Here is a 21,897-nt window from a genome sequence, read left to right as displayed (position 1 = left end):
CTACCCTGTGGGAGAAATTAACTGCAGGTTTTGCAGGTCTTCTCCCACTGACTAGCTCTAAAATCTGATTATATGAAAAAAAAGAAAGCAGAGTCCAATTCGGCTCTGCTTTCATTTATTTGGCCACGTTCTGCAGGAGATCGCGGGTTTTTACAATAATCTTGCGAATGCTGTCCTCAGACAGATGGAAACGTTGGATCAGATCCAGCACCGTTGAACCCGTGTTATACATATGAAAAATTTCACGGTTGCGTTTCTCTATAAGCTTGCGTGTCCCGTTATTCTCGCCCCAGCCGGCACGAGTCTTTTCTTTCTTGGGGACATATATAAGTTCGCCTTGAATGTATTGTTGCAGCTCCTTAAGTAAGCTAGGCGGAAGAAAATCCTTTCCGTTTTTGTAACTCACTGATGAAAACCTCCTCTTGATTAGATGTTGCTGTTACACAACCTTGGATATTATTGAGCGCTTTCATCCTTTCACCTCCTATGTATATTTTTGGAATTCAATATCGCAAAAAATGGGAATAAAAAAACACGATTACTCACATCGTGCATGCCGTCAAATATGGTTGAATTAGCATCCTGTGTCAGTTTCGAATCGGCAGTATTCAGTTAAAAAGCTGGCACCTCATTGATTGTGTTGGTCCAAAAGTGAAACATACCGCATCCTCCTTTCACAAGAATCAATACTGTAAAACATTTTCCAGTAATATCACAATTATATGGAAACAATCCAGATTCATCAAGCGAAATTTTTCTAACTGCAGCATCCAGCTATTTTTTATTCCGCCCTCCTCCATTAACGCACGTTTCCAAAAACAGCTCAAGAGGAAAGTTTATTTATACTTGTTTTTTCCTTGTATGCTGGGGAGGGCTGTAGAACCAAACGGTGAGCGAAAAACCACTCCATCCTGCTCGAGAGCTGCCCTGATATGGCGGGCGAATTGTATGGCTTCAGGCGTGTCACCGTGCACACAGATCGTGTCTGCTTGACCCGCGTTCAGCATTTGACGCACTTGCGCCACCGCTTCCTGCGGGTCGTGAATCAGGGCGTCCGCTCTTGAACGCGGAACCAGTGTGCCGTCAGCGTTGTAACGCCGGTCGGCGAAGATTTCGTCTGCGGTGCGCAGACCCAGCCCTTGTGCAGCGCGAATCGACTCACTGTTAGCAAGTCCGTATAGTACTAACAGAGGGTCGAGGCGGTATACAGCTTCGGCTACTGCCTCGGCTAAGGCCGCATCAACGGCTGACATGTTGTACAAAGCGCCATGCGGCTTCACATGACGCACGGTTCCGCCCTGCGCATGAGCGGTGGCCTGTAATGCACCAACCTGATAGATGATCAGGTCATGAGCCTCTTGCGGTGTAAGGGCCATTTCCCGTCTACCAAAACCTGCACGATCCGGCAGTCCCGGGTGGGCACCAATCGCCACGCCATGCTCTAAGCACAGCTGTACAGTTTGCCGCATCGTTGCAGGATCTCCTGCATGAAAGCCGCACGCTATGTTCGCTGAGGTCACCAGTTGGATTATCTGCTCATCGCTGCCGATTCTATATACGCCAAAGCCTTCTCCTAGATCGGCATTGAGATCGATTGTATCGATGCGGGCGGAGTTTGCAGAATTGTTTGAGGATTTCTTATCAGGAGAGTGCATGTCAGGTTTCGCTCCTTTTTACACTAACAAGAATGATTATATTAAATGAGAGAACCATCGGCTTGGATTTGAAGGCGTATACCTATTTTGAGCCGCTCCAATTCCAGCCGCCCAGCAAGGTAGAGCCACTCTGCCTCTACAGGATCAATCTCTATGAAGTGAAGCTGGCCGCCTGGAGGAACCTGAGCAACAACAGGCATGTCAACTGCAGCTATCTGGGCAATGCGAGGGTAGCCACCCGTTGTTTGCCGGTCCGCGAGGAGCAGCACCGGCGTCCCGTCCGGCGGCACCTGAAGCGTGCCGGCTATAACGGGCTCGGAGACGAGCTGCTCTGTGCTCGCCTCCGATAAGTGCAGCGAAGCGCCTGCCAGGCGGACGCCCATGCGGTCGCCGCGCGGCGTGACCGCGTACGGCTGCGCCGTCAGCGCGCGCTGACTCGCCGCGTCGAAGCGCGCGTGCTCCGCGCCGCGGGTGACGCGCACCGCGGGCGCCGCCGCGTACGGCGGCAGCGCGCTGCCGCGCGCGTGCCAGCGCGTCGCGGCTAGCGGCGCAGCGGGCGCTGCCGCGCGGGCGAGCGCTTGCGCGAGGCGCTGCGCGGCGCGGGGCGCGTGCCCGAAGGGGACCTCGTCCCCGTCGCGGAGCGCACGCCCGCGCAAGCCGCCGAGCGCGGCGCGCGCGAGCGTGCTGCGGCTGCCGAGCGCCGCGGGCACGGCCACGCCGCCCGCGGCGGCGACGTAGGCGCGGCAGCCGCTGGCCGCCGCACCGAAGACGAGGGCGCTGCCGCGCCGCACGAAGACCGGCCGCCACTGCGGCACGGCTGCGCCCTGCACAGTCGGCGACAGGTCGGCGCCGCAGATCGCGATCAACGCATCGGTCCGGAACACAAGTTCCGGGCCGATGAGCGTGATCTCCAGCGCGGCGGCATCGGCTGCATTGCCGACGAGCGCGTTCGCCGTCTCCAATGCAAAAACATCCATCGCGCCGCCAACAGGCACGCCGAAGCGCTGATACCCATGCCGTCCCAGGTCCTGCACCGTGGTCAATAGCCCCGCTTTTTGCACATATATGCTCATCCCATCACCTCCTGCAGCGATCAGACAATTTGTCATCCTGCCACTATTCCCTAGCTTCATCACAATCGACACTCAAATAACGTCTACTCCCTAAGCTAGAAAGGCTGCAGCTCCTCTTGCTCCGCCCTCATCTGCTCATACTCCTCTGGACCAATAGCCATGAACTTCACACGATTTCCTGCTTGCAGGAAACTGGGCGGTTCCGCATTTGGCTGAAACAAGCTTAGAGGCGTCCTGCCTATCAATTGCCAACCTCCCGGTGATCCTAGCGGGTAGATCCCGGTCTGCGTTCCAGCTATTCCTACACTACCTGCTGGAACCGATAGTCTAGGGGTATTGAGTCGCGGAGTAGCAAGCCGCTCTGACAATCCCCCCATATAGGGGAAGCCTGGCAAAAAACCTATCATATACACCTGATATTCAGGCGCGATATGAAGCTCGATCACTTCTGTCTCGCTCAGGCTATGATGCGCTGCCACAGCAGCAAGATCAGGTCCGTACTCCCCGCCATAACAAACGGGTATAATTCGAAGGGAAGAAGCTTGTTTCGAATCGCCGCAGTCAGACAATCCGTCAATTAGCTTTCTCACATAAGCACTCACGAACTCATATGGAGCTTGATCTCTATCTGTATGTCTATAAATGAACCACGGATCATAATAAACAGCAACTGCTGCGTAAGTCAGAACGGTCTCTATCAGACCAGGGAAAGGATGTTCCCGGAGCGAACGATCCAACTGGAGAACTCGTTCATAGGTATCCGTCTCTATTCGCCTTCCGAACCGAACAAGCAGTGCCTGCTCCCCAAGCCTGGTAATCTCAAACGAATCCCCCCTGCGCTCCTTCAGCGGTTCAAACCCCACAGGTTCCTTCACTGACTCTAGCATCACACGACTCTCACATAACTCTATACCTTTCTGCTCCTCATCCATTCCCGAACCTCTTTTCTATCTTGCACGAGCCCAAGAAGCTCCGCACCCCGCGCCAATTTACAACGAACTAATAAATCACTTTCCAGTTCTGATTGAGCGTCGCCTGGATCGTCCCCCGTTGAAGAATGTAATCCGCCATCAGCTCAGAAACATCGATCGGAATATCTTTGATCACCGGTTTCCCTTGAAACATCATATAATTGCCGCCTCCGCCTGCGCGGTAATTGTTCATCACGACATCGTATTCCTTGTCCATCCCGACCGGCTCGTCTTTGTACATTAACTGTACAACTCTATCTCCTTCTGGCCGTGTAATGTCAAGGGTGTAGGTGATGCCTTCCCACATGTCATAATTGTAGGGCTGTGGCTTGGGCAGCATAAAGCGGTCATTAATCTTAACAATCTCGCCGCCTGTGCTAGTCTGAAAATAAGTAGCCGTTTGTTCCAGCGCGTCCAGTATATCTTGTCCGGAAATGCGGATCACCTTCAATGTGTTCGGATAAATGTAATTGGAAACGATATCTCTCATAGTCACATTCGCCGGAATACCAGGTGAATTATCTGCGAACAAAGCCGTGTTGGAGATATCGGTTTGTGCAGCCTCCATTTGGACCTTGTTGATAAATTCAATGAGCGGACTGTCCCCCATACGGATTTTCATCGCATCTGTTACAACCATATCGCCCTCTACACGGCCCATTGGCTGATCCAGCCACTTCTGAGTCTTCTCTTCGTAAGTCGCTGTCATGCTAATGACCGCCTCATCAACGCTAGCTCCATAGACAGACAGGAGCTCAGATTCCTTCGCTGCGACAATCCATCGTTCCCCATGACGCTCCATCGTCACTCTTACTCTGGCCACATGCTCTCCACGGTGTCCAGGCTGAGCAATAAGTACCCCATTCACACAAGAACCCTCTATCAATCTATGTTGATGACCGCTTAAGAGTACGTCGACTCCTGGAACTTCCATACAAAGCTGATACCCTTGATTCTCTCCTGTGAGCGGTTCTGTTGGCTCTCCTGAATCCAGATCTCTCTCAAATCCACCGTGGTAGGCGATAACTACTAGATCCGCTTTTTCATCCGCTTTCAGCATCGGTACCCACAGCTTTGCAGTCTCCACGGCATCCAGAAAACTCAGACCTTCAATATGTCCCGGAGCTTCCCAGTTCGGGATGTAAGGGGTGCACAGACCCAGTACCGCGACTCGGACTCCTTCCTCAAGAACCTTCATTATATAAGGGCGGCCGAACGCAGGCTCGCCTGATTGTTTGTTCACAATGTTAGCTGCCATCCAAGGAAATTGTGATTCACGAACCGCCTTGTCCAACAGCTTCCGTCCATAGTTGAATTCATGATTCCCAATAACTGCAGCGTCAACGGCTAACTCGTTCATGACGAGAATTAATGGGTTGGGCGGCTCTGGATCGAGCCTGGCATGGTGATAGGCGAGCGGTGTTCCTTGAATGAGATCTCCGTTATCGATCCAAATAACCGAGCCGGAGGCGACAGCACGTTCTTTGTAGATGATTGAAGCAACCTTGGCCAATCCTACTTCACTAAGCTGATTATCCGCATATTGAATAGGGACGATATTTCCATGAACATCACTCGTTTCCAGTAATGTCACCGTCACGGTCTTTATGGGCTCCTGTGGAGACAAGAGATCTCCCACCTCTCAAATAAGATTGCAACCTAAATAACTGTTGAAGTAGGCTTGAATTGTCCTGAACCGTTATTCTTATGTTAATCGATCCTTACCCATCCAACAAGGCGACCCAGCTGCAAGTTGTCTTATTTATTTATGAACTCAATTCATTCACGCCAATCTCGCCACCAGTTGAATCGAATAGGTTGACGAGCTTGTTATACTCCATTCCTCACTGACGACCAGGTTCCATTTATGTTAAGATCATATTGTTGAAGCTCGTTGATTAATTATGAAGAACTTGGAGACCATGCGTGAAAACTTTAATTATTGCCGAAAAACCGGATATGGGACGTAACATTGCCTCCGCGATTGAGCCTAAAGCTGTTAACAAGCGTACCCACCTTGAAGGCTCGCAATACATCATCACTTGGGCAATCGGGCACTTAATCGGGTTGGCAGAACCGGATAAATACGATGATAAATATAAGAAGTGGAATTTTAATGACTTGCCCATTATTCCGGACTCCTTCAAACTTTTGCCTAACTACAAAACGAAAGATCAGCTTCAAGTGATCAAGACGCTTGCGGTTGAATGTGATTCCATCGTGAACGCGTGTGATGCCGGACGGGAAGGTCAACTTATTTTTGCCTACATCCAGCAGCATTTGCGTTTGCGGCAGCCAGTGAAGCGATTGTGGATTTCCGACCTTACCCCTGAGACGATCCGCAAGGGCTTCGACCAGTTGAAGGACGGTGCCGAATATGAGAACTTGACCCGGGCCGCTCGGGCGCGCAGTGAAGCAGACTGGTTGATCGGGATGAATGGCTCGCGGGCGTTCACGACTAAGCACAAGGAGCTTTTATCCGTTGGACGTGTTCAAACGCCGGTGCTTGCACTCGTGTATGATCGACAGAAGCAGATTGAGGCGTTCTCGTCCTTGAAATTTTATGAAGTGGAAGCCTGGTTCGATCAGGAGGGCGGCGAGCAGCCGATTTCGTACAAAGGGAACTGGCAAGGGGAGCGTATGACTGATCCGGAGAAGGCGGCCGATATCGTCAAACGTGTCTCTGGCAAGCCTGGTGTCGTCGCGGAGTATGATGTGAAGGATACTCGGGAGTATCCGATGAAGCTGTATGATCTCACATTGCTGCAGCGGGAAGCCAATGCCAAGTTTGCATTCTCCGCCAAAAAAACACTCGATGTAGCACAGGTTTTGTATGAAAAGCACAAAGTGATTTCATACCCTAGAACGAATTCCAACTATGTAAATGAGCAAAATATCCCGGAAATGCACCGTACTTTAGATGCTCTGAGAGGAACAGACTACGCCGGGCTTGTTCAAGGCGCCAACAAACGTTTTGTCCATGTGAACAACAAAAGTGTATGCAATCCTGAAAAGGTTGAAGATCACCACGCGATATTGCCCACGGGGAAACGTTCGAACAGCTTAAGTGCGGATGAGCAGAAGCTGTATGACCTCGTTATTAAACGTTTCTTGACTCATTTCTACCCGCCAGCGGAATATAAGGTGCATACGGTAATTACCGAAGTCGAACAGGAGCGCTTCAAGACGATTGTGAAGCAAGTTCTGAGCAAAGGCTGGAAGGTCGTGTACGAGGGTGACGAGGACACGGCTGCTCGCGGCAAAAAAGGCGGTGCCAAGGGCAAGGCTGATAAAGATGGAGCTTCCGCTGCGGATGCTGACGGCGGTTCGGAAGGCGGAGGTGCTGGCGGGGATGCCGAGGAGCAATTGATGGATGCTCCGTTCACACTGGATCCGACCATTCCAGTCGTTTGCACCGATGCCAAGGCGAAGGAGAAAGAAACGCAGCCTCCAAAGGCTTACACGGAGGGAACCTTGCTCAAGGCAATGGAGAGTGCGGGCAAGCAGATGGAGGACGAGCAGCTTCGCGAAGCGATGAAGGACTCGGGTCTTGGCACTCCAGCTACACGTGCATCCATTATTGAGCGGCTGAAAAATGTAGGCTATGTGGCGATGCAGGGCAAGCGGATATTAATCACCTCAAAAGGCCGATCAGCCATTGAGCTCATCCGCGGTGCAGGTGTAGAACTGCTCGCTTCGCCCGAGATGACCGGCCAGTGGGAGCGCAGGCTGCATGAGATTTCGCGCGGGCAAGCATCGGACTCCACGTTCATGGAGAACGTGAAGAAGTTCACGCGCTCCATCGTGGACAAGGTGCGTGTCCAGCCGCAAGCGGCCAAAGCCTCCTTCGAGGCGGAGGCTGCAGTCTCTGGCGCCGGTCGCGGACGCGGCAAGGCCGGTGGCGCGTCAGCGGCGCGGAGCGCAAGCGCGACAGGCACTGCCGACGCTGCCGGCACGTCGGGCGCTGCTAGCGGCGCGAAGCCGCGCTCGCGCAGGGCGAGCACCACCGCTGCAGCGAGTGCAGCCGCTGGGGGCGAGGAAAACGCAGCGGCAAGCGTGCCTAGCGGTGCTCGAGCAGCGAGCTCGAGCAGCGGGACTGACGCTGCAGTGTCAGCTCCGCGCCCTATGGCGCAGCTGGTTGCCTCAGGCGCAACCCTGCGCCAAGTGATCGCTGCTTGCCCGCGCCCAGGTTGCGGCGGCGATATCATTATCGGCCACAAAGGCTACGGCTGCTCCCACTTTCGGGACGGCTGCAAGTTCGTTATTTGGAAAGACAGCTTCGGCAAATCTTTAACTCCTACCATGGCTCGCAACCTAATCGAAAAAGGCCAGACGAGTAAGCTTAAGCTAACAGACAGCTCCGGCCAAGAGATGGAAGGGAAGTTAGTTCTGCAAGATCGAAGCTCAGGTGCGTTAGCCGTACAATCTACCTGATGCTATTTAGAAAAAACGCATGAGCAAATTACTTTTTACATTAAAGGACCTGGCCAATGGCTAGGTCCTTTGCATGTTGAGTTCATTTAGCCGACTTTCTCGCTATTCAAAATAATAATTTATTCCATTGATATCTGGACAATCGTGGTGACAAAAAAAAGCGAATCCAAATACAATAAGGATGGCAGACTACAACGAAATCATATTCGAACTACTAAGCCCCAAAAAATGTTCTCTTAGGCGGTGACTGCATTGAATATTTTATTTGAGGGTTATTTTTATTCCGGCAGCGGATATGCCGAAGGAAATCGGGCCCTACTGCGTATATTAGACCAATCGGGATATCGGGTTCGTATTCTTCCAAAAGATAGTGGTGACAGAACAATAAGCCAAGTCCTGACTTTGGAAGAAAAAAATTACCTGGCATCTTTTGAAAAAACGGAGTTAACATCCAACGATATATTTATTAATCGTGGATCTGGCGGCAATCTCCGTCACAAACCTGAATTTCGCATCAATATTGCTCACACAACTTTTGAAACAGATAGACTTCCAGCGGCTTGGGTTCCAATACTGAATTCATTTAACCAGGTCTGGGTTCAATGTAAATTTAACTTAAACACCTTTGCATCCTCCGGAGTCAAGGTTCCAATAAAGTTTATCCCTTATTTTTTTAATGATGCTCAGTACATTCCCGAGGGTACAAAGTTTCCTCTTCCCCTTTCCCAATCTTATAAATTTTTATCTGTATTTGATTTAATTGAACGCAAGGGATATGATCTTCTACTTCATGCTTTTCTAGATGAATTTTCGGCAAAAGATGATGTGGCTCTTGTGATCAAAATTCGTAACAGTACAAAAAATCAGAAATTAACAGAAATCATTAAAACCCATCCTAAATCAATCAAGGAAAGACCTCCTATCTATATTATTGATAAAATGTTATACACACCGGAATTGCTCAGTTTATACAGAGCCTGCAACGCATTTGTGCTTCCTACTCGTGGTGAAGGCTGGGGAAGACCTCTTTTCGAAGCCATGCTGATGCAAAAGCCTGTTCTCGCGACCAATTGGAGTGGACAAATGGAGTATTTGAATGAGAACAATTCCTTCCTGCTTAAAGTAAAACGGCTGGTTCCTGTTTCCATAAAGGATTATCACGATAAATCGAAGTATGAGGGACATTGTTGGGCGGAGCCCTCTATTAAGGACTTGCAGAGGAAAATGAGGTATGTAGTAGAGCATCAAAAAGAAGCGAGGAAAATAGGACGAAAGGCTCGGATCGAGCTGCTGGAAAAATACAACATGAACAAAGTTGCGAAGCGTGTTAGAAAAGAAATTGAACGGATATGGTATGCAGAAGGTAATAATTAACTATCAAACTTTTATTAAGAAGAAACGGCGCTTAACCCCACCGTTTCTTCTTTCACCTATACCAACCGCTCAACTCGGCACACGCCGGAACACTAGCACGTTCCGTCTTTCAGCAATCAGCTTAAATCCGTTGCGCAGCAGACAACGAACCGCAGGTTTAACCCGTTCGCCGTTAACCAGGAACTTGTCGCCTGGGGCAGCACTGCCGATTACAGACACTCCGTTGATCTTGATGCTTTGAGTAAACGGGTTATTCTCCGTCCGGATCGTCACTACGTCAACCGGGCGTGCTATTTTCGTATCCACATTCGACACTTTCATCTCTCCTTCTCTATCAAATACTATAGAGAATGCAGAAATTGCTAGATTCGATACGGACAATCTCCTATTGAGCCAAAAATCAACGTCTGTCTCATCCCTTGTTTTCTGATACAATAGAATTCGGAGGAAGGAGTCCTGCTGCTAGTGAACAACTTAAAATCATATTTTCAATTTATCCGTCCGTACTGGCTTCTGATTACCATTACGGTGTTAATTGGCATGGTCAAATTCAGCATTCCCATGACGCTGCCCTTTCTGATGAAGTATGTGGTCGATGACCTGCTGATGGGGCAAATGGAGCTAGGGCAAAAGCTGCACAATTTGTTCTACATGCTCGCCGGTGCATTTGTCTTATTCGTGGTGGTACGCGGTCCTGTGGAATATTATCGGCAATACTTCGCTCAACTTACGACGAACCGGATTTTGTTCGATATCCGCAAACGCCTCTATGATCACATTCAGTCGCTATCGATTCGATATTATCAGAACAACAAGGTTGGAGAGATCATCTCCCGTTTCATTAACGATGTCGAACAGACCAAGAATATTGTTGAGACCGGCATGATGAACATTTGGCTGGATCTGTTTACGCTCGCGGTGGCGATGGCTTTTATGTTCTACCTGAATCCAGTTCTGACGCTTGTGGCGATCTCTGTCTTCCCTCTTTATGGATTAGCTGTCTACCTTCTCTATAGGAGGTTAAAAAAGCTTACCAAGGATCGTTCTCAAGCATTAGCGGAGATGCAAGGTTATATGCACGAAAGGCTGCAAGGGATCCCGGTCATTCGCAGCTTCACCCTGGAAACGTATGAGAAGAGAAAATTTGAAGGAACCAATACGACGCTTCTGAATAAGTCACTTGCTTCCATGCGTTGGAACGCTTTTACGTTCTCTATTATTAACACCCTGACCGATATTGCACCGCTCCTCGTCATTGGATATGGAGGTTACCTGGTCATCCAAGGGAATTTAACGGTTGGTTCGTTTATAGCTTTCTTTGGTTACTTAGACCGGCTGTATAGCCCGCTTAGAAGACTTGTCAATTCTTCCACGACGATTACACAGGCTACCGCAGCGATCGATCGGGTTATGGAATTCATGCGCACACCCTACGATATTGAGGATAAGGCAGATAGTATTACACTAAAAGGATCTAAAGGACATATCCAATTCCAAGATGTCTGGTTCCGATATAAGGATGAGAATGATTGGGTGCTGAAGGGCATTGATTTGTCCATTACACCTGGTCAGACAGTTGCATTCGTAGGAATGAGCGGCGGCGGAAAGTCTTCGCTGATCTCGTTAATCCCTCGATTTTTCGATGTACAGCAAGGAAGCATTAGGGTAGACGGCTATGATATTCGCAGCTTGACCCAGACTAGTCTCCGTGAACAGATTGGGATGGTGCTGCAGGACAATATATTGTTCAGTGGAAGCGTGCGTGAAAATATCCGGATGGGACGTCCAGATGCATCAGAGAAGGAGTTAATAGACGCGGCGCTTGCAGCCAGTGCTCATGAATTTATCGAGCAGTTACCGAATGGCTACGATACCGAGATCGGGGAGAGAGGCGTGAAGCTGTCTGGCGGTCAGAAGCAGAGAATAGCGATTGCACGAGTATTCCTCAAAGACCCGCAGATTCTGATCCTCGACGAAGCAACATCGGCGCTTGATCTGGAATCCGAGTATTCTATCCAGCAATCATTGGAGCGCTTAGCGGCGAATCGAACCACAATAATCGTCGCTCATCGGCTGTCGACCATTACTCATGCAGAGCAAATTGTAGTCATGGAAGACGGACAAATTGTCGAGCAGGGTAAACATGCTGAGCTGATGGCAGCTGGCGGTGCCTATGCGCGTTTATACAATATTCAGAATCTGTAGATCTGCAGGTTCAAGTCCAACCCGCTTCAACGTATAGGACGAACGACATCCCGCCACTTAATTGTGACGGGATGTTTACATTTGCTGTTACAAATCTGCATGGTTGTTTATACTGTAAGAAGGACTACTATTTGCGAATGCCGTTGTTCACTTTAAGGAGGCGATTGCTAAATGATAACGAGAACCGTTGGACGTCTAGGTCACAACAGTAGTGTAGTTATGTTCGGAGCAGCCAGCTTGGGTGCAGTAACTCAAGAGGAAGCCGATGCTTCCATTTCGTATGCGCTTGCAAATGGAGTCAACCACTTCGATACCGCTGCAAGCTATGGAGAGGCTGAATTAAGGATGGGGCCCTGGATGCCTAAGATTCGGAAAACCATTTTTCTTGCGACCAAAACCGGTGAACGCACCAAAGACAAGGCCAAGGCTGAACTTCACCGTTCGCTGGAAAAGCTGCAAGTAGACCGAGTCGATCTGATTCAATTGCATGCGGTTGGTGATTTGGACAATCTCGATCAATGTACTGGAAAAGGCGGAGCGCTTGAGGCCCTGATCGAAGCGAGGAATGAAGGCATTGTTGGAGGAATCGGCATTACGGGTCATGGTCATCAAGCACCGGCCACCCATCTTGAAGCATTACGCCGCTTTCCTTTCGATACCGTGCTGCTGCCATTAAACTATTATTTGTACTCCTTACCTGAATATCGTCATGACTTTGATTCGTTCATGGAGCAAGCCCGAATACAAGGAGCTGCTGTTCGAGTCATTAAAGCGATCGCCAAAGGACCTTGGGGCGAGAATCAGCAGCGGAATTACGCCACATGGTACGAACCGTTCGATCACCAGCAAGTCATTGATGCGTGTGTTCATTTTGTGCTCTCTTTTCCCGGTGTTACAGGATTCGCAAGCGCAGGGGATGTACACTTGTTTCCCAAGATCGTGGATGCAGCCAAACGTTTCGGTACGATGAAAGACGAGGAAGCGAAGCAAATTCTGCGTAACATTAGTGGCTACTCAAGTCCATTTGATACACCAACGACTAACTAGTTATGTGAAGGATGCCAAGAACCTCTGGAGCGATCTGCTTCAGAGGTTTGCTTTTTCTTTTACTCATATTTATAAAAATTTAAGCTTGTCCCTTTTTCAACTGCCCCGCAACAGATACCATACGCTTGGCTTGATGCTTGGCAGCACTTAGAACAGCGTCGTCAATATCTCCGCTATCCTTGGCTGTAACGCTAGTTCCATATGGATTACCGCCGCTTTGGAATATGATCGGATCCGTGTAACCAGGTGCTACTACAATGGCGCCCCAATGATACATCGTCGTATATAGTGACAGAATAGTTGCTTCCTGACCACCATTAGGATTGCTTGCAGATGTCATTGCGGATACAACTTTATTAGCTAATTTCCCTTGGAACCACAGTCCGCCCGTTGTATCCAGGAATTGCTTCATTTGCGCCGCCATATTCCCGAATCGAGTCGGAGTACTGAAAATGATTGCATCCGCCCATTCCAGATCATCAAGTGAAGCTACTGGAACATTCTTTGCTGCCTCCACATGCGCTTTCCACGCCGGGTTCGATTCAATAGCTGATTCTGGTGCAAGCTCATTAACCCGAACCAGGCGCACCTCTGCACCTGCTTCCTTGGCTGCATCTGCAGCGGCTTGTGAGAGCCTGTAATTCGTTCCTGTGGAACTATAATAAATAACGGATAACTTAACGCCCATTTGTGAGTCCTCCTTGTTGGAAATGGTGTAATTGACTAATTTTCCTTGCATAGGTTACCCTAACAAACGGTTTTCATTCGTACTTACCCTAACAATTAATCCATGAATCAAAACAGGCTTCCGTCATAAAGGAATGATCATTCCTTTGTAACAGAAGCCTGTTAGTGAAATTGATTATACGCCTACAGCTGTTGGTATTCTCTGCTCTGTCTCTTTTGCTGCATGAATACTCCGTTGTTCTCCTTCGCGGCTAAGCTCGAATGGGAGGCATAACGGCACTCCAGTGCGCGGATCATGCAGAATATCGGCTTCAATGCCGAATACAGTTCGAAGCACATCCTTCGTTACGACTTGCTCCGGTGTGCCTTCGCTTATAATTTCTCCTCGAACTATCGCTACTACATGCTGCGCATACCTGGTGGCATGGTTCAAATCGTGAACGACCATTACGATGGTGCGTCCTTCTTCTTGATTCAGCTTCTGTAGAAGCTTCAACACTTCCAACTGGTGTGCCATGTCCAGAAATGTCGTCGGCTCATCGAGGAACAGGATATCGGTCTGTTGGGCGAGCGCCATCGCAATCCATGCCCGTTGTCTCTGACCGCCCGACAGCTGATCGACAGGACGATCTGCGAATAGCTCCATACCTGTCACGGCAATCGCCCACTGTACGGTTTCTTTATCCTCACTGCTAAGGGAGCCAAAGCCCTTCTGGTGAGGAAATCGACCATAAGCTACTAGCTCACTTACCGTTAAGCCTTCCGGAGCGATCGGATTTTGCGGCAGTATGGCAAGCTGCTTGGCAACTTCCTTCGTCGTCTGCTGATGAATCGACTTGCCATCCAAATATACGTTACCCTTCTTAGGTTTCATAATACGAGCCATAGTCTTGAGAATCGTGGACTTCCCTGAGCCGTTGGCGCCAACCAAAGCTGTAATCTTGCCCGTTGGTACAGCGAGACTCAGATTCTGAACAATAAGCCTCTGGTCGTATGCGATATCTAATTGTTGGGTGTATAAGCGATTCATGGCAGTCGTCCTTTCATACTCAGGTATACGAAGAAAATATATAGCGTGGTGAAGAAAAGGGCTTTATCGATCCGATAATGAGAATCATTATCACGAAATTAACTATACTTATGATAGCTTTAACTTGCTTCTGTTGTCAACCATCAACCGTTCATTTTTACAAATAAAACAAGCGGCTTCTCCCAGTAATCGGATTGCCGCTTGCTTCTTTAAGTTTTAATCATCCTTCTAATTAATGGTTACAGTCACGCTTCCCTCGCGCTTAATACCGTCAACTTCAATCTCTGTGGTAATAACCGCTGTTCCTGTATTATGTGCCTTCAATCTGCCCTCCCCGTTCACATTTGCGATGTTGGAATGGTCGCTTGTGAATTTGAATTCATAACCTGTCAAATCCACTAAAGTCCCGTCCGGGTAGTAGCCTTTCACTTCCAGATCGACGGTTTCATTTTTATTGAGTTCCGTATTGGGTGCCAGTATCCTCACATCAGACAACCATTGCTGTTGTCTGGCTATCGGAATCGTGAATGACGCTCCTTCAGCAACATCGTAGATGAATCCTTGAGACAGATCGCTTGGACTCGCATACGAACGTATAAGTGTAATGTCACCCAGATCCAACTCATAGCTGCCAGAACCTGCTTCTTTAACTCCTTTTATTTCATAAGCCGCGTTGCGCTTCCCGTCGTTCTGAACGTAGATCATCTCTCCGATCAGACTATCCGTTGGAAGTCCTTGCAGATCCATGTTAACCGTCAATTGGTTCTTCAGGGAAAGCTCCTTCGTGAAGTTGCTTACCGTTCCTTGAAGACGTCCAACCCCTTTTGCAATTGCTGTACCAAGCTTACCTATATACGCGCCATCGTTCACATAGGTGAATACGGGCTGACTGTTTTTCTCGGAATAAATCCCGAAAGTACCCTGGAAACGAACTGCTCCATCAATCGTATACGGAATGTCCGCATTCAATGAACTTATAATATAATCAGTCCGACCGTCTGCTAACTGTACTTTTACCGCTCGAACACTATTCTCGTCAACCGTACCATTGCCATCCGTTGTTACAATCGCTTCAGAGATATCGCTGATGAATCGGTTGCCTTTGTAAGGCTCGATTACCGAAGTGAATGTACTCTTCAGATTCTCTCCGCTGCGATGCGCGATCATATACTTCACGCTCTCCGGATTACCCGGCTTATTCTGCGGAGGCACTCCATCTGCAATGGCGACATCATCTACATCACCGAGCATCGAAAGCTTCACATGGATGTCTTCCTCCTGAGGAAGAACGTTCCAAGTGTCGACAACGTCCCAATCAAGACTGAATTGGGAGACTGGCTCACTGTCGCGCTCTACATTTTTCAACCAATGGAAGCCAGGTCCGGTATACCCGCCGCCAGTTACACTATCATTAGCAGGTCTATTGCCAAATTCAACATCCGGTCCTGCATAGGTTCCAGTCGGCTGCGGCGTAAGGGATAGTCCTTCTGCGGTCACAGCTCCTTCCGCAGCATGAAAGCTGAAATGATGCTCATTGCCGCCTTGAACGCGGAAGAAATCCACGACATACGAATTGGCGTCATCGGCCCGCACCATGGCTGATGTGCGATTATAAAGCTCTGTGCCCGGATATGCGCTTGGAGCATTGACATCGATAAGCTGAACCATGGAGCTTGCATCGTAGTGCTTTGGTGTACCGTCCCAGATAGGCAGCTGCTTTTGCTTATTGACCATGACGGTGTTGTGACTGATCGTGTTGTTCACCCATTCGAATCGGTTCACATCTGTTGCATTCGCCTGTTCTGGATAACCTAAGTCCGGTGCCAGATCCAGCCCGAAGCCGTACAATCCGAGATTAAGCATATCTCGGTGTCCATGTCCGCTTGTGCGTCCATAATACATCCATGTTGCTCGTCTAGTGTCTGCATTCTCAGTAACCTTGCCGTCACGAAGCCCAGCGAACCCATACCCAGTCATATTCACACTATCCAAATCAATTGGGCCTTGTGAGTCAATGACCGATTCAATGTTAGCCGCTACCTGATTCGGATTCGCTGTGAATACATCGGAGTGAATCCCTTCTGTCTTGTTCCCGTTCGTTAGATAGGCTAGCTGTGCGTAGACAGGATCTCCGAATTTCTCGAACGCTTTGATGGACTGGGCTTGATTGACCAATATTCCTGGCTGCCCGGTCGTCCCGCTATCACCGATTGACGGAGTAAACTTGCCCAGCATCAGAAGCGGATACATAGCCTGAAACATTTTGCGGAATTTCACATTATTATACAGATCCGCATCCGGATATTTGTCGTAGCCATCCAGCACGTCTGCAACGACCAGATAGTTATTTAACCAAAGTCGGTTATAGCCCGGACCAGCCTCATTGCCGTTACCGTCGCGGTCTACGTCATTCACCATACTGAACAGCACGTTTCCTCCTGTTACACGGCGAGGTATCGTGTTAATGAATGACCCTGGTTGGAAAGTGAAGTCCAACCATTGTTTGGTCTCCGGCATCGTATCGTGAACTACAGCAGCCATAGCGATGGCACTTTGATGGAAACCGTTATTCCCGCGAAGCTGGTCCCAATATACGCCTGGCGTCACTTGCCTCAAGATCCCGTCTTCAATGTTTCGACGTATCTCGGTTGCATTATTTTTCAACGGAAGATCATATTGCGCGCCCTTAGAGCTTAAGAATGCAACGACCTCTGAATCGTCTAATACAGGGAAGAAAGCATCATAAGCGCTTATGAACGCTTTGACCAAACCGGTCTCCCAAATGGAACCAACGGCCTTACCATCCCCTGTGCCGCCATGTGAGTTGACATATATTGCATTGCTGAATTGTGCGATATCCAAAGACGGATACACATCGGCGAACCGGTCTAGCAGAACGGATCCCGCGCGGGCATACTTAATGTCACCCGTGTAGATGTAGGCATTCGTTAATGCATTAATAGCATCGTTCACTAGAGCAGTGCCGCTATACCACCCGAACCAATGCGCGTAATAAGCAATAAACGTATATCGTTTGTTCGTGGCCGGATCGACCCATCCATAACCGTCATCAACGCCCCACGTTGGGCCTTTTTCTGGATAAAGCGTATTCACCAACAGGCTGCGATCAGCGAGTGTCGGATTGAAATTCCCATGATTGTCTAATCCGCTTGTATAATACGCCTGGAAATCATTCGTCGGGAATTTATACCCGCTGGCTGGATCCGTGATTTTCCAAGGCTCATTTACAGGGTCGGCTTTCCAAGGGTAATTACCGTACGCCTTGAGATCTCCAGAGATCGGACTGAAATTGCCTGTTAGCTGATTCGTATTGTAGCTGCGCGGAATCGCTTGAGTCGGAACCATGTTCCACAGGGCTTCATATCCCATCGCCGCATAAGTATCCGCTTTGGCCTGTACGTTGTTTTTCAAGGTAGCCGCCCAGTCATACTGTTGGACATTTTCCCTTGCTGCTGACACTTTGGCAGGTGTAAAGTAAGTGCTGCGTGTCTTGCTGCTCGTTATGTCTGCCTGATTCGTAATGGAAAGCCGGGTAGGATATAACACCGTTCCTGTCCCGTTTCCTGCACCATTACCCGGCGCACTCAAGGTTAAAGTAAGCGTATGGGTACCTGCTGACAGAGGAAGCTGCTGCACATACAGATCTGGTCGCGGATAGGATCCATTCACGCTATAAAAGCTGTAATCCCCATAGCTCGTATTGTCCAAGCTTATTTTCGCGGTTCCTCCGTCCTTAGCAGTCATACCGCCCAACTTTACAATATAAGATCCGGTTTGCTCCACAGTAAATTCAAATGTCCGTGAAGGATTCGCGGCAGTGGCTTGTATTTTGACGCCATACGTAACGTTGGTTACATTAGGTGCCGTATTGGGATCGCCAACAAGAGTAACGGGGTTGTCCGTAACAGCACCGAATTGATACACTGTAGTGTCTGGCATGACGAACTCCTCTAACGGCCCAATTGCGCTGACCTTATTGGATCCAACAAGCGGAATTAAAGAAACGAGCACAACGAGGCACATAATAGCTGAAAGCGCTTTACGAATCTTGAACGACATCGATTTCCCTCCATTTTCATCACTGATTATCAGGATTTTCTGAGCAGAACTAAACCACTATTATGAACAAGTCTCTTAGAAAAAGATGTTCTCACCTCCGATCCCAATCAATACGTGTATGATAGCTGTATTAATTGTGTTGTGTTTGAAATTATACAGCAGTCAATTCGATGTTGAACACCCTAAATTAGAAAACCAGTGCTTTTGCACCAAAATTTAGGGATGTTCCTCCTAGTTTTTTCCCACCATATGACAAAACCCGCCATGACGGTGGCGGGTCTCCTGAAAACATTTGCTGCTTTTATTTAATGAGTAACCGTCTGACTAGATTTCATCGGAGCAGCTAACAATCCTCTAAGCATCACATAAGCGAGTACAGCCGTTACGCAGCCAAGCGCCCCAACAATGATGAACCCATCCCGCAGCGTTAGCCAATCCCCGGCCAGCCCCATAAACAGTGGACCTGCAAACATGCCTAACCCGTATATAGCTTGGTAAAAGCCCATTGCCGTAGCACGTCTGCCTACCTCCATATGTTTGATGCTAAGGGACATCAGAACCGGCGAAGTAAACCCTCGTCCGAATCCGGCTATACATTGGGTCACGATAAGCATCCACAACGTATGCGTAAAGGGGATGAGAACCGTGAAAACTCCGCTCAGAATAAACCCTGCAATAATGATGTTTCTTTCCCCGAACCAACGTGTTAAGTATCTCCCGCCATACCAGGCAGCAATTGCAGTCGGGAATGTGGAGAAGAACGTCAATAGTCCCATATCCCATTTAGTCGCGCCAAGAGATAAAGCATAAACAGGCGTAAATCCAAACACCGTAGCGAATGTAAGCACTTGAAAAAGAATAGATAGAAACGATACCGTCAGAAGCATTCGATCCCTGGCTACTTCTACTATGCCTTGAACCGTGATTTTCTGCTGATTCTCCTCGAATTTCTCGACGATGAAGAAGGCTCCCACCATACCGACTAGCCCCACTACCGCCCCGAAAAGAAAAGCATATTCCCAGCCGTAATAGTCCGCGAACCAAGCACCCGTAAGAATACCAAGCATCTGACCCAATGAATTATAAAAGGATATCGTGCCCATAGCCTGCGTCGTTTCATTTTTCGGGTAATAGCTGGCGAACAGGATCGTGAAGTCGACCCAAGTGGCCGCAGCGGCTCCCGCAATAATCCGTAAAAGTAAAATCCAAGTTAAATCATCAGTAAACAAAATGCCCGCTCCCGCGAAAATCGAGAACACCATCCCAAGGATGATAAACATTTTTCTTTTATGAATCCGATCTGATATGACCCCCACGGGTATTCGCAGCAACATTTGGCTTAGACCGTACATCCCGACGATCAGCCCTGCCATTTTGCTCGAGGCACCGAGGTCCATCACGTAAGCGGTCAGGATCGGCACACAAGTATACATCGAGAACCAGAAGAGCAGCGTAACCGCGCTGAATAAAGGGATACGATAATTCGGTTGTTGCTGTTGCGAATTCATTGCTCTTCGTCACGACCTTTCCCATCCGTGTATAAGGTTCAGCCTACTTCAATCTATCGTTATCGTCAATTGGAATTAGTCCTGGCGTTTGGACTCTGAGCTGCGGGCTCCGGCTCGGGGCCTCTAAAGCGGATTTTCCGCTTTACGGCGAGCTGCGGGCTCCGGCTCGGTGCCTCTAAAGCGGATTTTCCGCTTTACGGCGAGCTGCGGGCTCCGGCTCGGTGCCTCTAAAGCGGATTTTCCGCTTTACTGCGAGCTACATGCACCGGCTCGGAGCCTCTAAAGTGGATTTTCCGCTTTACGGCGAGCTGCGGGCTCCGGCTCGGAGCTTCTAAAGCGGATTTTCCGCTTTACGGCGAGCTGCGGGCTCCGGCTCGGAGCCTCTAAAGCGGATTTTCCGCTTTACGGCGAGCTGCGGGCTCCGGCTCGCGCTTCTAAAGCGGAAAATCCGCTTTCCTCCCGCTAGCCCTTACGCTTCCCAAAAGAAGCTAGCCCGTTTCACATACGCCAACACAAAACCCCCAATCGCTTGGGGGTTTTACTCCATCTTTATTTCACTAAGCCGTGAGGGTCGATGACGAATTTCTTCGAAGCTCCTTTATCGAACTCCGTATAAGCCGTTGAAGCTTGATCAAGCGAAATGACAGTCGCGTTAACCGCTTTAGCGATTTGAGCTCTGCCGTTCAGGATAGACATCATCAGATCTCTGTGATACTGCATAACAGGTGTTTGTCCTGTAACGAAAGTATGAGATTTCGCCCAGCCTAGGCCGAAGCGAATCTTCAGTGTCCCGATCTTGGCATCCTGATCAACCGCACCTGGGTCTCCCGTGACGTAGAGGCCTGGAATACCAAGACGGCCTCCTGCTCGCGTCACTTCCATGATTGAGTTCAGCACCGTTGCTGGTGCTTCCCCATGCGCGTGACCATGGCCATGCGCTTCGAAACCTACACAATCCACGGCACAATCCACCTCGGGCACACCGAGAATCTGATCGATCTGTTCTCCCAGATTTGGGTGCTCTCGCAAGTTAATCGTCTCGCAGCCAAAGCTTCTCGCCTGCGCTAATCGCTCATTATTCAGATCGCCCACTATTACTACAGCCGCTCCCAAAAGCTGGGCAGAATGCGCAGCGGCTAACCCTACTGGGCCCGCTCCCGCCACGTAGACGGTAGAGCCCGGTTTGACGCCGGCACTGACTGCTCCATGGTAGCCTGTAGGAAATATATCAGATAGCATCGTAAGATCACGAATTTTCTCCATCGCTTGCTCTTTATCAGGAAATTTAAGCAGTTGAAAATCTGCATAAGGAACCATTACATATTCGGATTGACCGCCAACCCAGCCTCCCATATCCACATACCCATAAGCGGAACCTGGACGATCGGGATTCACATTCAAGCATACATTCGTGTTGCGTTCTTTACAGCTTCGGCAACGGCCGCATGCAATATTGAATGGAACCGATACGAGGTCGCCTTTTTTAATAAATTCTACATCACGGCCGACTTCGATAACCTCACCTGTAATCTCATGCCCCAGAACAAGTCCGCTAGGAGCTGTTGTACGCCCCCGAACCATATGCTGGTCACTTCCGCAAATATTCGTCGTTACTACTTTCAAGATGACACCATGCTCACACTTCCTGCCAATGTTTAACGGATTCACACCAGGTCCATCACGAAGCACCAGATCAGGATATTGAATGTCTCGTACTTCTACCTCTCCAGGTCCAACATACACTACCGCTCGATTCCCAGCCATTAGAAGTCTCTCCTTTTTAATGAGGAATTGTTGCAACATGAAGTAATCGCTTACAAAGATGTCTACTCT

Annotated in this window: 15 protein-coding genes; 4 read left to right on the top strand and 11 right to left on the bottom strand. The window is 49.2% G+C overall.

Annotation, left to right across the window (positions count from 1 at the left end):
* Positions 1–115: 115 nt before the first annotated feature.
* The 5 genes from AC58QD_RS16775 to AC58QD_RS16755 all read right to left on the bottom strand — a co-directional run bounded on the left by AC58QD_RS16775 (position 116) and on the right by AC58QD_RS16755 (position 5,308).
* Complete coding sequence (locus AC58QD_RS16775; RefSeq protein ID WP_497335235.1) at positions 116–406, bottom strand: CD3324 family protein; 291 nt, start codon at positions 404–406, stop codon at positions 116–118.
* A 430-nt stretch (positions 407–836) separates the two neighbouring features.
* Positions 837–1,655, bottom strand: a complete 819-nt coding sequence (locus AC58QD_RS16770; protein ID WP_497335233.1) for a LamB/YcsF family protein — start codon at positions 1,653–1,655, stop codon at positions 837–839.
* A 41-nt stretch (positions 1,656–1,696) separates the two neighbouring features.
* Positions 1,697–2,728: a 5-oxoprolinase subunit C family protein gene (locus AC58QD_RS16765; RefSeq protein ID WP_497335230.1), complete on the bottom strand. Its 1,032-nt coding sequence runs from the start codon at positions 2,726–2,728 to the stop codon at positions 1,697–1,699.
* A 95-nt stretch (positions 2,729–2,823) separates the two neighbouring features.
* Positions 2,824–3,660, bottom strand: a complete 837-nt coding sequence (gene pxpB, locus AC58QD_RS16760; RefSeq protein ID WP_497335228.1) for a 5-oxoprolinase subunit PxpB — start codon at positions 3,658–3,660, stop codon at positions 2,824–2,826.
* Between the two features lie 67 nt (positions 3,661–3,727).
* A complete protein-coding gene (locus AC58QD_RS16755; RefSeq protein WP_497335434.1) occupies positions 3,728–5,308 on the bottom strand; it encodes a bifunctional metallophosphatase/5'-nucleotidase in 1,581 nt (526 codons plus the stop codon).
* 317 nt (positions 5,309–5,625) lie between these two features.
* Between AC58QD_RS16755 and AC58QD_RS16750 the strand changes: the two genes are divergently transcribed.
* Both AC58QD_RS16750 and AC58QD_RS16745 read left to right on the top strand, forming a co-directional pair.
* Positions 5,626–8,133, top strand: coding sequence for a type IA DNA topoisomerase (locus AC58QD_RS16750; RefSeq protein WP_497335226.1), 2,508 nt, complete (start codon positions 5,626–5,628; stop codon positions 8,131–8,133).
* A gap of 252 nt (positions 8,134–8,385) precedes the next feature.
* The gene (locus tag AC58QD_RS16745) at positions 8,386–9,507 is read left to right on the top strand and encodes a glycosyltransferase family 4 protein (protein ID WP_497335224.1); all 1,122 of its coding nucleotides are present in this window, start codon (positions 8,386–8,388) and stop codon (positions 9,505–9,507) included.
* 69 nt (positions 9,508–9,576) lie between these two features.
* Here AC58QD_RS16745 and AC58QD_RS16740 read toward each other — a convergent pair whose 3' ends face one another.
* Positions 9,577–9,822: a hypothetical protein gene (locus AC58QD_RS16740; protein WP_497335222.1), complete on the bottom strand. Its 246-nt coding sequence runs from the start codon at positions 9,820–9,822 to the stop codon at positions 9,577–9,579.
* A 150-nt stretch (positions 9,823–9,972) separates the two neighbouring features.
* Here AC58QD_RS16740 and AC58QD_RS16735 point away from each other — a divergent pair, with 150 nt between their 5' ends.
* Positions 9,973–11,712 (top strand): ABC transporter ATP-binding protein, encoded by a 1,740-nt coding sequence (locus AC58QD_RS16735; protein ID WP_497335220.1) that lies wholly within the window; start codon positions 9,973–9,975, stop codon positions 11,710–11,712.
* Between the two features lie 171 nt (positions 11,713–11,883).
* Complete coding sequence (locus AC58QD_RS16730) at positions 11,884–12,759, top strand: aldo/keto reductase (RefSeq protein ID WP_497335218.1); 876 nt, start codon at positions 11,884–11,886, stop codon at positions 12,757–12,759.
* Positions 12,760–12,838: 79 nt separating this feature from the next.
* Here AC58QD_RS16730 and wrbA read toward each other — a convergent pair whose 3' ends face one another.
* The 5 genes from wrbA to fdhA all read right to left on the bottom strand — a co-directional run bounded on the left by wrbA (position 12,839) and on the right by fdhA (position 21,828).
* The gene (gene wrbA, locus AC58QD_RS16725; protein ID WP_497335216.1) at positions 12,839–13,447 is read right to left on the bottom strand and encodes an NAD(P)H:quinone oxidoreductase; all 609 of its coding nucleotides are present in this window, start codon (positions 13,445–13,447) and stop codon (positions 12,839–12,841) included.
* A 174-nt stretch (positions 13,448–13,621) separates the two neighbouring features.
* Positions 13,622–14,476, bottom strand: a complete 855-nt coding sequence (locus AC58QD_RS16720; RefSeq protein WP_497335214.1) for an ABC transporter ATP-binding protein — start codon at positions 14,474–14,476, stop codon at positions 13,622–13,624.
* A gap of 228 nt (positions 14,477–14,704) precedes the next feature.
* Positions 14,705–18,556 (bottom strand): heparinase II/III domain-containing protein, encoded by a 3,852-nt coding sequence (locus tag AC58QD_RS16715; protein ID WP_497335212.1) that lies wholly within the window; start codon positions 18,554–18,556, stop codon positions 14,705–14,707.
* A 305-nt stretch (positions 18,557–18,861) separates the two neighbouring features.
* Positions 18,862–20,064, bottom strand: coding sequence for an MFS transporter (locus AC58QD_RS16710; RefSeq protein WP_497335210.1), 1,203 nt, complete (start codon positions 20,062–20,064; stop codon positions 18,862–18,864).
* A gap of 549 nt (positions 20,065–20,613) precedes the next feature.
* The gene (gene fdhA, locus AC58QD_RS16705) at positions 20,614–21,828 is read right to left on the bottom strand and encodes a formaldehyde dehydrogenase, glutathione-independent (protein ID WP_497335208.1); all 1,215 of its coding nucleotides are present in this window, start codon (positions 21,826–21,828) and stop codon (positions 20,614–20,616) included.
* Between the last annotated feature and the right edge of the window lie 69 nt (positions 21,829–21,897).

It is taken from the genome of Paenibacillus sp. J2R1T-4 (assembly GCF_059692235.1).
Note: the sequence above shows the minus strand (reverse complement) of the source record. Positions and strands in the feature narration are given on the sequence as shown.

What these genes read in the sequence shown, in the direction of transcription:
- AC58QD_RS16730 (WP_497335218.1), top strand. Translation starts at nt 11,884, where the DNA reads ATGATAACGAGAACCGTTGGACGTCTAGGTCACAACAGTAGTGTAGTT.
- wrbA (WP_497335216.1), bottom strand. Translation starts at nt 13,447, where the DNA reads ATGGGCGTTAAGTTATCCGTTATTTATTATAGTTCCACAGGAACGAAT.
- AC58QD_RS16715 (WP_497335212.1), bottom strand. Translation starts at nt 18,556, where the DNA reads ATGTCGTTCAAGATTCGTAAAGCGCTTTCAGCTATTATGTGCCTCGTT.
- AC58QD_RS16770 (WP_497335233.1), bottom strand. Translation starts at nt 1,655, where the DNA reads ATGCACTCTCCTGATAAGAAATCCTCAAACAATTCTGCAAACTCCGCC.
- AC58QD_RS16710 (WP_497335210.1), bottom strand. Translation starts at nt 20,064, where the DNA reads ATGAATTCGCAACAGCAACAACCGAATTATCGTATCCCTTTATTCAGC.
- fdhA (WP_497335208.1), bottom strand. Translation starts at nt 21,828, where the DNA reads ATGGCTGGGAATCGAGCGGTAGTGTATGTTGGACCTGGAGAGGTAGAA.
- pxpB (WP_497335228.1), bottom strand. Translation starts at nt 3,660, where the DNA reads ATGGATGAGGAGCAGAAAGGTATAGAGTTATGTGAGAGTCGTGTGATG.
- AC58QD_RS16765 (WP_497335230.1), bottom strand. Translation starts at nt 2,728, where the DNA reads ATGAGCATATATGTGCAAAAAGCGGGGCTATTGACCACGGTGCAGGAC.
- AC58QD_RS16720 (WP_497335214.1), bottom strand. Translation starts at nt 14,476, where the DNA reads ATGAATCGCTTATACACCCAACAATTAGATATCGCATACGACCAGAGG.